General features: G+C 73.9%; 12 protein-coding genes and 1 tRNA gene. 12 read left to right on the top strand and 1 reads right to left on the bottom strand.

The window, feature by feature from the left end; translation table 11 throughout:
- The first annotated feature begins 98 nt into the window (after positions 1-98).
- The 12 genes from H9652_RS01395 to H9652_RS01340 all read left to right on the top strand — a co-directional run bounded on the left by H9652_RS01395 (position 99) and on the right by H9652_RS01340 (position 10,912).
- Positions 99-1,049 carry an ABC transporter permease gene (locus H9652_RS01395; protein ID WP_191794325.1) on the top strand — a complete coding sequence of 317 codons (951 nt, stop codon included), beginning with the start codon at positions 99-101 and terminating at the stop codon, positions 1,047-1,049.
- Positions 1,050-1,068: 19 nt separating this feature from the next.
- On the top strand, positions 1,069-2,073 hold the full coding sequence (locus tag H9652_RS01390; protein WP_191794324.1) for an ABC transporter permease: 1,005 nt from the start codon (positions 1,069-1,071) through the stop codon (positions 2,071-2,073).
- The gene (locus H9652_RS01385; protein ID WP_191794323.1) at positions 2,070-3,764 is read left to right on the top strand and encodes a dipeptide ABC transporter ATP-binding protein; all 1,695 of its coding nucleotides are present in this window, start codon (positions 2,070-2,072) and stop codon (positions 3,762-3,764) included. Before H9652_RS01390 ends, H9652_RS01385 begins: the two co-directional genes overlap by 4 nt.
- On the top strand, positions 3,761-5,218 hold the full coding sequence (locus H9652_RS01380; protein ID WP_191794322.1) for an MFS transporter: 1,458 nt from the start codon (positions 3,761-3,763) through the stop codon (positions 5,216-5,218). The genes H9652_RS01385 and H9652_RS01380 overlap by 4 nt, the downstream gene beginning before the upstream one ends.
- A gap of 80 nt (positions 5,219-5,298) precedes the next feature.
- Positions 5,299-6,300, top strand: coding sequence for an aldo/keto reductase (locus H9652_RS01375; protein WP_191794321.1), 1,002 nt, complete (start codon positions 5,299-5,301; stop codon positions 6,298-6,300).
- 59 nt (positions 6,301-6,359) lie between these two features.
- On the top strand, positions 6,360-7,715 hold the full coding sequence (locus tag H9652_RS01370; protein ID WP_191794320.1) for a glutamate-5-semialdehyde dehydrogenase: 1,356 nt from the start codon (positions 6,360-6,362) through the stop codon (positions 7,713-7,715).
- A 112-nt stretch (positions 7,716-7,827) separates the two neighbouring features.
- Positions 7,828-7,983, top strand: a complete 156-nt coding sequence (locus tag H9652_RS01365; RefSeq protein WP_164984101.1) for a hypothetical protein — start codon at positions 7,828-7,830, stop codon at positions 7,981-7,983.
- Positions 7,984-8,009: 26 nt separating this feature from the next.
- Positions 8,010-8,615, top strand: a complete 606-nt coding sequence (gene nadD, locus H9652_RS01360; RefSeq protein WP_191794319.1) for a nicotinate-nucleotide adenylyltransferase — start codon at positions 8,010-8,012, stop codon at positions 8,613-8,615.
- Positions 8,612-9,637 (top strand): hypothetical protein, encoded by a 1,026-nt coding sequence (locus H9652_RS01355; RefSeq protein ID WP_191794318.1) that lies wholly within the window; start codon positions 8,612-8,614, stop codon positions 9,635-9,637. The genes nadD and H9652_RS01355 overlap by 4 nt, the downstream gene beginning before the upstream one ends.
- Positions 9,638-9,666: 29 nt before the next feature.
- The gene (gene rsfS / locus H9652_RS01350) at positions 9,667-10,104 is read left to right on the top strand and encodes a ribosome silencing factor (RefSeq protein WP_138824025.1); all 438 of its coding nucleotides are present in this window, start codon (positions 9,667-9,669) and stop codon (positions 10,102-10,104) included.
- Positions 10,101-10,781 (top strand): histidine phosphatase family protein, encoded by a 681-nt coding sequence (locus H9652_RS01345; protein WP_191794317.1) that lies wholly within the window; start codon positions 10,101-10,103, stop codon positions 10,779-10,781. Before rsfS ends, H9652_RS01345 begins: the two co-directional genes overlap by 4 nt.
- A gap of 58 nt (positions 10,782-10,839) precedes the next feature.
- A tRNA-Ala gene (locus H9652_RS01340) sits at positions 10,840-10,912 on the top strand.
- A 185-nt stretch (positions 10,913-11,097) separates the two neighbouring features.
- Here H9652_RS01340 and H9652_RS01335 read toward each other — a convergent pair.
- Entirely contained in the window at positions 11,098-11,334 is a 237-nt protein-coding gene (locus H9652_RS01335; protein ID WP_191794316.1) for a hypothetical protein, read from the bottom strand.
- Positions 11,335-11,482: the final 148 nt, after the last annotated feature.

Here is an 11,482-nt window from a genome sequence, read left to right as displayed (position 1 = left end):
CCCCCCCCCCCCCCCCCCCCCCCCCCCCGGCGCTCCCGCGACCGATCCGTCCAACCGCGCGTCACGACCTGCACGTCACCACCCGAGAGGAGCCGACCATGGGCCGGTACATCGCCCGCCGCCTGGGGCAGGGAGGCTTCGTCCTCTGGGCGGCCTTCACGATCTCCTTCTTCCTGCTCTACGTCCTGCCGAGCGACGCGGCCTCGATCAAGGCCGCCGGAGCCGACGGCGATCTCTCGGACCCCGAGCTCGTCGCGCGCCTGCGTGCCGAGCAGGGGCTCGACCGCCCTGTCCTGGTCCAGTACGCGCACGGTCTCTGGGGCGCGCTGCACCTGGACTTCGGGCGCTCCTTCTCCTCGGGGGCGCCCGCCACGAAGCTCCTGGCCGAGGCCCTGCCCCCCACGCTGCAGCTCACGGCCCTCGCGCTGGGTCTCGCGCTCGCCGGGGGAGCGGCGCTCGCGCTCGCGAGCACCTACCCGCGTGCCCGCTGGCTCCGGCACACGCTCACGTCGCTGCCTGCCCTGGGCATCTCGTTGCCGACGTTCTGGGTGGGGCTGCTCCTGCTCCAGTGGTTCTCGTTCGAGCTGAGGCTGTTCCCCGCCATGGGGAACGAGGGCTTCGAAAGCCTCGTCCTGCCGGCGTTCACGCTCGCGATCCCCGCGAGCGCCGCGTTCGCGCAGGTTCTCTCGCGCAGCCTGCGCCAGACCCTGGCCGAGCCCTACGTCGAGACCGCCCGGGCCAAGGGGGCGGGGCGGGCCCGCGTGCACTTCGGTCACGCCCTGCGCAACGCCTCCATCCCGGCGCTCACGGTGCTCGGGGTGACGGTCGGGGGGCTCCTGGCCGGTGCGGTCGTGACCGAGACGGTCTTCTCCCGGGCCGGCGTCGGTCGGCTGACGGTGACCGCGGTCAACCAGCAGGACGTGCCCGTGGTCCAGGCGATCGTGGTCTTCTCGGCCGTGGTCTTCGTCGTCGTGACCCTGCTGGTGGACCTGCTCTACCCCGTGCTCGACCCCCGGATCACCACCCGCCAGCCCTCCGCCGCGGCGTGAGGGCACGGAGGAGGACATCATGACCGCACGACTCGACACCTACACCGTCCCGGAGACGCTGCCCCCGGACGTGTCCGCGCCGGACGGGCCGGACGCGCCGGCCGGGCCCGATGCGCCGCACGCGCATGCGGCCCTCGCCGGCCCGGCCCCGCTCGAGGCCGCGCACCGGCGTACCAGGGGAGTGCGCTCGTCGGCGCGCACGCTCGGCCGGTCGGGGCTCGCGGTGCTGCGCCGCCCCGGCCTGCTGCTCGCGGTGCTGTTCCTGCTGCTCGTGGTCGCGTGGGCGCTCGCGCCGGGCGTCTTCGCGGCCCAGGACCCGATCACGGGGGTCCCGACGGACCGCCTGCAGGCGCCGAGCGCGGAGCACCTGTTCGGCACGGACCACCTGGGTCGCGACGTGTACGCCCGGGTCGTGCACGGCTCGTGGCTGTCGCTGAGCGCGACCGTGATCGCGGTCGCACTGGGACTGTCGGTCGGCTCGTTGCTGGGCCTGCTCGCAGGCTTCCTGCGGGGGTGGGTCGACGACGTCGTGGGGCGTGTCGTCGACGTGCTGCTCGCGGTGCCGAGCCTGCTGCTCTCGCTCGCGATCATCACGGTGCTGGGGTTCGGCACGGTCAAGGTGGCGATCGCGGTCGGCATCACGACGATCGCGGCGTTCGCGCGCGTGATGCGTGCGGAGGCGCTGCGGACGTCGTCGACGACGTACGTCGAGGCCGCCCGTGCGTCGGGCGTGCGCTGGTACACGGTGCTGCGCCGTCACATCCTGCCCAACTCGGCGGGCCCGGTGGTCGCGCTGACCGCGCTCGAGCTGGGGTCGTCCGTCCTCGCGATCTCGGCCCTGAGCTTCCTGGGCTACGGGGCCGCGCCGCCGACCCCGGAGTGGGGCGCGCTGGTGTCCGGCGGCCGCGACTACCTCGCGTCCGCGTGGTGGCTCACGACGCTGCCGGGGCTCGTGATCGTCGCGGTCGTGCTGTCGGCCAACCGCATCTCCCGATCGCTCGAGAAGGACGGAGAGGACCGATGAGCGTCCCCGTGCACGACGATGTCCTGCTGGACGTCCAGGACCTGCGCGTCGGCTACCGCACGACGGCGGGAGGTGACGCGCCCGCCGTCGACGGGGTCTCGCTCCAGGTCCGTGCGGGCGAGGTCGTCGCGCTGGTGGGCGAGTCGGGGTCCGGCAAGAGCACCACGGCCCACGCGGTCGTCAACCTGCTGCCGCGCGGTGGTCGCCGCACGTCGGGCACGATCCGGTTCGGCGGCCAGGACCTGACCGGGCTGAGCGAGGGCGAGTGGCGCGAGGTGCGCGGGCGCAGGATCGGCCTGGTCCCGCAGGACCCGACCGTCTCGCTCAACCCGGTCCAGCGCGTGGGCGACCAGGTCGCGGAGGTCCTCGTGATCCACGGCCTCGCTCGTCGTCGCGAGGCGCGCAGGCGCGCGGTCGACCTCCTGGAGAAGGCGGGCCTCGACGACCCGGCCGCTCGCGCCAGGCAGTACCCGTCGCAGCTCTCGGGCGGCATGCGCCAGCGCGTCCTCATCGCGATCGCGATCGCCGCCGGGCCCGACCTGGTGATCGCCGACGAGCCCACGAGCGCGCTCGACGTCACGGTCCAGCGCCGCATCCTCGACCACATCGAGCTGCTGCGCTCGACGCTCGGCACGGCGGTGCTCCTCATCACGCACGACCTGGGGGTGGCCGCCGACCGCGCCGACCGCATCGTGGTCCTGCGGCACGGCCGGGTCGTGGAGGAGGGCCCCGCGCGCAGCGTCCTCACGGACCCGCAGCACCCGTACACGCGCGAGCTCATCGCGGCCGCGCCGAGCCTCGCGAGCACCCGCCTGGGGTCGGGGGCCGCCGTGCTTCCCACGTCACGGCCAGCCGCCGGGCCCGACGACGGCACGCAGGTCGCGTCGTCGGCCCCTCTGCTCGAGGCGCGGGGGCTGCGCAAGGAGTTCCCGCTGCCGCGCGGCGCCGCGGCGCGCTCGCTGGTCGCCGTCGACGACGTGAGCTTCGACCTGCACGCCGGGCAGACGTTCGCGCTCGTGGGCGAGTCGGGCTCGGGCAAGAGCACGACGGCGCGCCTGGTGCTGCGCCTCGAGCAGCCGACGGCCGGTTCGCTGTTGCTCGACGGGACCGATCTCACGGCGGCCCGCGGCGAGGAGCTGCGCAGGCTCCGTCGACGGTTCCAGGTCGTCTACCAGAGCCCGTACGCGTCCCTCGACCCGCGCTTCACGGTCGAGCAGATCGTCGAGGAGCCGCTGCGCGCGTACAAGGTGGGGGACGCCCGCGCGCGCCGGGCCCGGGTGCGCGAGCTCGTCGACCAGGTCGCGCTCCCGGCGACCGCGCTCGGACGGGGGCCGCGGGAGCTGTCGGGCGGGCAGCGTCAGCGGGTCGCGATCGCGCGCGCCCTGGCGCTGCGTCCCGACCTCGTGGTCCTCGACGAGCCGGTCTCGGCGCTCGACGTCTCGGTCCAGGCCCAGATCCTCGACCTGCTGAGCGCGCTCCAGGCCGAGCACGGGCTGGCGTACCTCTTCATCTCGCACGACCTCGCGGTGGTCCGGCAGGTCGCCGACCACGTGGGCGTGATGCACCGGGGGCGTCTCGTCGAGACGGGGACGGCCGACCGGATCCTCCTCGACCCGCGCGAGGAGTACACGCGCGAGCTCGTCGCGGCCATCCCCGGGCGACGCGCGCTCGCGGACGCCGGGACGCCGTGACCGCCGAACGCTCTCGAACCCCGCTCCAGACCCGTGTCCTGCTCGTCTGCCTGGCCACGGGCTTCACGACCCTCCTCGACTCCGCGGTCCTCACGGTCGCGGCGCCCGCGCTGCGCGACGGTCTCGGGGCGAGCACGGCCCAGCTCCAGTGGATCCTCGCGGGATACTCGCTGACGTTCGGGATCGCGCTGGTGCCTGCCGGACGTCTGGGGGACCGGTACGGGCGCGCGTGGTTCCTCGTGACCGGGCTGGTCCTGTTCGCGCTCACGAGCGTCGTGAGCGCGAGCGCGCAGGACGCGGACGTGCTGGTCGTGGCCCGCCTGGTCCAGGGGATCGGGGCGGGCATGGCCAACCCGCAGGTGATCGGGCTCCTCCAGGACCACTTCGCGGGCCCCGCCCGTGCGCGCGCCCTGGGTGCCTATGCGTCGACCGGGGCGTTCGCGGCCGTGATCGCGCCGCTCGTCGGCGGGCTCGTGCTCGCCGTGGCGGGGCCGACGGGCTGGCGGGTCTCCCTGGTGCTCACGCTCCCGTTCGCGCTCGCCGCCGCGGCGCTGTGCGTGCGCTTCGTACCTCGCACCGGTCGACGGCCCGGAGGGGCTCCTGGGCTCGACCCCGTGGGCCTGGTGCTCCTCACCGTGACCGCGATCGGCCTGCTCGTGCCGTTCGTCCTGCCCGGTTCGTTGACGGCCCGCGCGCCCTGGGTGGGCGTGGCCGTCGTGGGTACGGCAGCACTGTTCGGGTGGGAGAGACGGCACGCCCGCGCGGGCAGGAGCCCGGTGCTCTCGCCCGAGCTGCTCCGGGCGCCGGGGTTCGCGCTCGGCTGCCTCGTCGCGACGTGCACGTTCGGCTCGGCGCTCGGGTTCTCGGCCGTCCTCATGATCTACCTCCAGGACGGGGCGGGACTCACCCCGTTCGAGGCGGGGCTCATCACGACCCCGGGCGCCCTCGCGTCGGTCGTCGCGGCGAACCTGTCGTGGCGGCTCGTACGACGGTTCGGGCGGGCCGGCGTGAGCGGCGCGATCGCCGCCAAGGTCCCGGTCGCGGTCGCGATGCTCGTGGCCGTGCTGCTCCTGCCGGACCGGTTCGTGGTGGTGAGCCTCGTCGTCGGGCAGGTGCTGACCGGGGTCACCGGCGGCCTGAGCATGTCGACCAACCAGGCCCTGACGCTCGACCGGGCCCCCGCCGGGCAGCACGGCGTCGCCGCCGGGATGCTCCAGGTCTCCCAGCGGGTCTCGGCGACCGTGTGCATCGCCGGGATGACCGGGGCGTTCGTCGGGGGCGTCGCGACCCGGGGGTACGACGCGGCGCTCGCGGGCGCGATCGCAGCCACCGCGCTCCTCGCGGTGGCGGCCACGGCGTGCTCGGTGCTCGACGACGTGCTCGCGGGGCGCCGTCGGGCCGCGCCGTCGCCTGCCGAGGCCCCTGCGACCGAGGCCTCCTTCCAGCCTGCGTGACCCCGGCCCTCCTTCTCGCGATGTGAGAGAGGTGGGGAAAGGGGTTGCCACGGGGGCCGCGGGGTGATCGGGTGCGTGCCATGAGCCTTCCCACCCGCACCCTCGGCGGCGCCGCGCCCGCCGGCCCGCTCGTCGTCTCGGCGATCGGCTTCGGCGGCATGTCCGTGACCGACGCCTACGGTGCGGCCGACGAGCGCGAGGCGACCGACACCCTGCACGCGGCCCTCGACGCGGGCGTCACGCTGTTCGACACGGCCGACGTCTACGGTGACGGTCGCAACGAGGAGCTGCTCGGGCGGGTCCTCGGACCGCACCGCGACGCCGTCGTGATCGCGTCCAAGCTGGGTCTCCCGCCTGCCGGTGGGCACCCCGACGGGCGGCCCGTCGACGGGCGTCCCGCCTACGTGCGCCGCGCGATCGACGCGAGCCTGAGCCGCCTCGGCACGGACCGGCTCGACCTCTACTACCTGCACCGCGTGGATCCCCAGATACCGGTCGAGGACACGATCGGTGCTCTCGCCGAGCTCGTCGCGGCGGGCAAGGTGCTCCACGTCGGGCTCTCGGAGGCCTCCGCCGAGACGGTCCGCCGCGCGCACGCGGTGCACCCCGTGACCGCGGTCCAGAGCGAGTACTCGCTGTGGACGCGCGACCCCGAGGACGAGGTGCTGCCCGCGCTCACCGAGCTCGGCGTCGGGTTCGTGCCGTTCTCGCCGCTGGGACGCGGCATCCTCACCGGGACGGTCGACGGGACAGAGGGCTTCGCGGCCGACGACGTCCGGCGAGCCCACGCTCGCTACCGCGGCGAGGACTTCGCGCACAACCGGTCGCTCGTCGCGCGCCTCGAGGAGGTCGCGGCGTCGCTCGAGGTGACGACGGCGCAGCTCGCCCTCGCGTGGCTCCTCGCGCAGGGGGAGCACGTCGTGCCCATCCCCGGGACCAAGCGCCGGACGTACCTCGAGCAGAACGTGGCCGCCGCGCGCGTACGCCTGAGCGCGGACCAGGTCGAGGCGATCGGCGCGCTCTGGCCGCGGGACGACGTCCGCGGGCAGCGGCACCCCCAGATGGAGCTGCTCGGCGGATGACCGCGGTCAGCCGTCGGACGCCGCAGACAGGCGCGGCGCGTGCGTCGTAGGCTCGTCGCATGACCGCGCTCAGCCCCGCCTCCGACCTCGACCAGCCCGCGACCACCGTCACGGGCGCCCCGCAGGCGAACGACCCCACGGCCCCCGCGCCGTCCGTCGCCCGCGACGTCGAGGACACGGCTCGTCGCGCCAAGACGGCCTCCCGCACGCTCGCGACCGCGACGCGAGCCACCAAGGACGCCGCGCTGCACGCGCTCGCCGACGCCCTGGTCGCGGCCACCGAGGAGATCGTCGCGGCCAACGCGGAGGACCTCGGACGCGGACGGGAGAACGGCACGTCCGCCGGGCTCCTCGACCGCCTCGCGCTCACGCCCGAGCGGATCGTCGCGATCGCCGACGCGTTGCGCGAGCTCGCCGCGCTGCCGGACCCGGTCGGCGAGGTCGTGCGCGGCTCGACGTTGCCCAACGGCCTGCGCCTGCGCCAGGTGCGTGTGCCCATGGGGGTCGTCGGCATGATCTACGAAGCACGCCCCAACGTGACCGTGGACGCCGCGGGCCTCGCGCTCAAGAGCGGCAACGCCGTCATCCTGCGCGGTGGCTCGGCCGCCGCACGTTCGAACGAGGTGATCGTCGAGGTCCTCGGGCGCGCGCTCGCGGCCCAGGGGCTGCCCGCGGACCTCGTCCAGTCGATCGACCGGCACGGGCGCCCCGGCGCTGTCGCGCTCATGCACGCGCGCGGCCTCGTCGACGTGCTCGTCCCGCGCGGGGGAGCGGACCTCATCCAGACGGTCGTGCGCGAGTCCACGGTGCCGGTGATCGAGACCGGCGTGGGCAACTGTCACGTGTACGTCGACGCGTCGGCCGACCAGGCCAGCGCGCTGGAGATCCTGCTCAACTCCAAGACCCAGCGCGTCGGGGTCTGCAACGCCGCCGAGACGCTGCTCGTCCACGCCGACGCCGCGCCGCAGTTCCTGCCCGCCGCGCTCACGGCCCTCGACGGGGCCGGTGTCGTGCTGCACGGCGACCCCCGGACGGCCGAGCTCGCCCCCGACGGCATCGAGATCCTCGCCGCGACCGACGACGACTGGGCCCGCGAGTACCTCGCGCCCGAGATCGCGGTGCGCGTCGTCCCGGACCTGGACGCCGCGCTCGAGCACATCCGGACCTGGACCTCGGGGCACACGGAGGCGATCGTGACCCGCGACCTGGCCTCCTCGGAGCGGTTCGTGGCCGAGCTCGACTCCGCGGCGATCATGGTCAACGCCTCGACCCGGTTCACCGACGGCGCGCAGTTCGGGCTCGGTGCCGAGATCGGCATCTCGACCCAGAAGCTCCACGCGCGCGGCCCCATGGGTCTCGCGGAGCTCACGACGACCAAGTGGGTCGTGCACGGCGACGGCCACGTGCGGCCCTGATCACATGCTGCTCACCGTCCTGCACGACCGTGAGAGACTGGACGACGATCAGCGCCCGGCGCCGATCACCCGCTGACCACGTACCACGCTCAAGAACCCGTAGGAGGACATTGTGCTCGCTGCTGCCGCACAGGTTGCCCAGGAGAACGCCGAAGCCGTCACCCACCTCCCGATCCCGCCCGTCGGGTTCGGTGTCGTCGCCTTCGGTGTGCTCGTCGGCCTGCTCCTCGTGACCTACGCCTTCCGTAGCGTCGGTACCCGCCACTGACCCCGGCCCTGGTGGATCCTTCGGAGATGACGGCGAGCAGGCGGCCCCGGCTCGGGGTGATGGGTGGCACGTTCGACCCCATCCACCACGGCCACCTCGTCGCTGCGAGCGAGGCCGCGGCCCGCTTCGAGCTCGACGAGGTCATCTTCGTCCCCACCGGCAAGCCCAGCTTCAAGCAGCACCAGAAGGTCACCGCACCCGAGCACCGTTACCTCATGACGGTCATCGCGACGGCCTCCAACCCGCGCTTCACCGTGAGCCGGGTCGACGTCGACCGCCCGGGGCTCACCTACACCGTGGACACGCTGCGCGACCTGCGTGAGCAGCGACCCGAGGCGGACCTCTACTTCATCTCCGGCGCCGACGCGATCGAGCAGATGCTGACCTGGAAGGATGCCGACGACCTCTGGAAGATGGCACACTTCGTGGCGGTCTCCCGTCCGGGGCACCGGCTCAGCGTCGACAGCCTGCCGCCCGGGGTCGTCTCCACGTTGGAGATCCCGGCGCTCGCCATCTCGTCGACCGACTGTCGGCAGCGGGCGGAGGCCGGCCAGCCGGTCTGGTACCTGGTGCCGGACGGAGTCGTCCAGTACATCGCGAAGCACGGCCTGTACAGAGGATCAGCATCATGAGTGATCAGCACGGGAGCATGCAGCCCGTCCGCCCGTTGACGCGCCGAGAGATCCGCGAGCGTGAAGCCGCGGCGGCCGAGCAGGCGGCAGGAGCTGCGCCGTCCGCACCAGGCGGCTACGCACCGCCGCCGGCCCAGGCCCAGGCCCCGGCAGGCCCACCGCCGTCGAGACGGTCGATGCGCGACGTGTCCGCACCGACGCCCGCCGACGGGCACTCGACGCAGGCGCCTGTCGTCCGACCGCCCTCGATGACGGGCGGCATGCGTGGCGTCGACGAGACCGGTCGGCTCACGCCGATCCAGGAGACGGCCGAGCGGGTCGCGATCCGCCCCGCGCAGACCCCGCCTCCCGGGATGACGCCCCCGGTCCGCCAGAGCATGCGGGCCCCGTCGACCGCCCCGTCGCCCTTCGCGACGTCGACGCGACCGCCGGCTCCGGAGCCGGCGCCCCAGAACGCGCCGACGCCCTTCCCCCCGGCGCAGCCGTCCTCGCCCTTCCCGCCCGCGCGGGAGTCGGTGGCCTCACGTACCCCGGCACCCGAGACGCCGCGTGCCGCCGCGACCCCGGCCCCCGCCCCCGCGGCGCTGCCCTGGGAGCAGAGCACGCCGAGCGGGCTCGCGCAGCAGTCCCCGGAGCCCACCCGCGCCGCCCTCCCGTGGGAGACGCAGGCGCCGGCCCCGAGCCAGCAGCCAGCACCGGCCTCCCCGTTCCCGGGGGCGCCGAGCGCCGGTTCCCAGGGACCTGACGAGGCCTCGCCGTTCCCCCTCGCCGGGAGCGCCCGCCAGAGCCCTGCGGCTCGTGGCGCGGACGACGACGAGGACGACGCGGTCGACGAGCGGCCTCCCGGGCACGCGTACACCTGGCTGCACTACCTGATCCTCATCGCCGTGGCCTTCGTCCTCGGACTGCTGATCTGGAAGCTCCTCCTGGGCGAAGGGCCGAGCATCGCCGAGCCCGTCGCCCCGGTCGGCATCGAGGCGCTGGCCTCGAGCCTCACGTACCACCACGGCCTGTCCTCCTGACAGGCCCCGAGACAAACACACGGAGAGTCGTGACTGCAACGGAACGCGCTGTCGAGCTTGCGGTGATCGCGGCTCGCGCCGCATCGGACCGCAAGGCCGAAGAGATCATCGCCCTGGACGTCAGTGAGCAGCTCGTGCTCACCGACGTCTTCCTGATCGCCTCGGGGACGAGCGAGCGGCAGGTGTCCGCGATCGTGGACGCCGTCGAGGAAGAGCTGCACAAGGTCGGGGTCAAGCCCATCCGCCGCGAGGGCAAGTCGGAGGCTCGCTGGGTCCTGCTCGACTTCGGCGACATCGTCGTGCACGTCCAGCACTCGGAGGACCGGGTCTACTACGCGCTCGAGCGCCTCTGGAAGGACTGCCCCGTCATCGAGCTGCCCGAGGACGCACGAGGCGGAGACGGGTCCTCGTCCGAGGACGCCGTGTCCGACGGCTCGATCCACCTCGCGGAGGACGCGCAGGCGTGAGCGCTCGTACCGTCGTCTTCCTGCGCCACGGGCGCACCGAGTACAACGCGGCCATGCGCCTCCAGGGGCAGGTCGACATCCCGCTGGACGCCGTGGGCCACTGGCAGGCCGAGCAGGGGGCACGGTCGCTCGCGGCCGCGCACGCTGCGACGGTCGTCGTCGCCTCGGACCTGACGCGGGCTGCCGAGACCGCTGGGTACTACGGGAAGGCGACGGGCCTGCCCGTCGCGCTCGACGAGCGTCTGCGCGAGCGCGGGTTCGGCGAGTGGGAGGGCATGACGGGCGAGGAGCTCGCCGAGCGCTGGCCCGACGAGTACGCGGCGTGGCGCCGAGGCGAGGAGCCGGCACGAGCGGGGGCCGAGTCACGGGCCGACGTCGCGGCCCGCATGGTCGAGGCCGTCGCCGAGCATGCCGACGCGCTGGGCGAGAAGGACACGCTCGTCGTCGTCTCGCACGGCGCGGCGATCACGTTGGCCATCACGGCCATGCTCGGTCTGGACCCGACGAGCTGGCGGGGGATCTCCGGGTTGAACAACGTCCACTGGTCGCAGCTCCAGCGCTCGGGGGCCAACGCGCACCCGGCGTGGAGGCTCGTCGCGCACAACGTCGGGGCCGACTTCTCGCTCGACGAGTGGGCGTCCGGACCCGATTGGATTTTCCAGCCGACTTCGGCATAAACTAGCGATGCTTCCGAGGGGGAAAACCTCACGGAAGCACGGGGCCAGCAATGGTTCTGGGGCTGTGGCGCAGCTGGTAGCGCACCTGCATGGCATGCAGGGGGTCAGGGGTTCGAGTCCCCTCAGCTCCACCCGACACGAAGGCCGTCTCCCACGAGGGAGGCGGCCTTCGTCGTTCCCCGGCGACTCTTTTCACCCGTTACAGGTCGAATGTGTCGCACGTCACCGGGTGGGTGATTCGCCCCCTCGCCGACCGTCCACGGGCTCACCGGTGCCGCAGAGGCGCGGAGGGACGGGCCGAGCAGGCTCTACCGGGTCACCGCCGTTCGTTGCCCCGACGGTAGTTCCCGGTCGCTCGCGCCAGGAGCTGCTGCGTCCGGTCCGCGTCGGCGGTCTCCAGAGCGGCGATCAGCCGTCCGGCCCGGGAGCCGGAGATCGTCGCCACCAGCCGCCCGCCCCGGTAGGCCAGGACGGTCCCGGACGCCGTGACCCGATGGTCGAAGGGGTCCTCGACGAGTCGCCCGCGTGCGTCGGGTGGGCCGGATGCGCTCATGACGCGACCCTAGCCAGCGGCGCGTGGCAGATGCCAGGTGATTGGCGCCGTCGGGCGGGGCGGCTGCGGCGCTGGTGAGACGGGTGCTCCCGTCCGAGACGGGTCTCCGGGCCGCCGGCGCACGCACCCGTCTCGCACCCCGGACCGT

The sequence above is a fragment of the Oerskovia rustica genome, from assembly GCF_014836555.1.
Classification (GTDB): Bacteria; Actinomycetota; Actinomycetes; order Actinomycetales; family Cellulomonadaceae; genus Oerskovia; species Oerskovia rustica.
Note: the sequence above shows the minus strand (reverse complement) of the source record. Positions and strands in the feature narration are given on the sequence as shown.

Coding starts and splice junctions, on each gene's coding strand:
- H9652_RS01395 (WP_191794325.1), top strand. CDS start 99: ATGGGCCGGTACATCGCCCGCCGCCTGGGGCAGGGAGGCTTCGTCCTC.
- H9652_RS01390 (WP_191794324.1), top strand. CDS start 1,069: ATGACCGCACGACTCGACACCTACACCGTCCCGGAGACGCTGCCCCCG.
- H9652_RS01385 (WP_191794323.1), top strand. CDS start 2,070: ATGAGCGTCCCCGTGCACGACGATGTCCTGCTGGACGTCCAGGACCTG.
- H9652_RS01375 (WP_191794321.1), top strand. CDS start 5,299: ATGAGCCTTCCCACCCGCACCCTCGGCGGCGCCGCGCCCGCCGGCCCG.
- H9652_RS01370 (WP_191794320.1), top strand. CDS start 6,360: ATGACCGCGCTCAGCCCCGCCTCCGACCTCGACCAGCCCGCGACCACC.
- nadD (WP_191794319.1), top strand. CDS start 8,010: ATGACGGCGAGCAGGCGGCCCCGGCTCGGGGTGATGGGTGGCACGTTC.
- H9652_RS01355 (WP_191794318.1), top strand. CDS start 8,612: ATGAGTGATCAGCACGGGAGCATGCAGCCCGTCCGCCCGTTGACGCGC.
- H9652_RS01335 (WP_191794316.1), bottom strand. CDS start 11,334: ATGAGCGCATCCGGCCCACCCGACGCACGCGGGCGACTCGTCGAGGAC.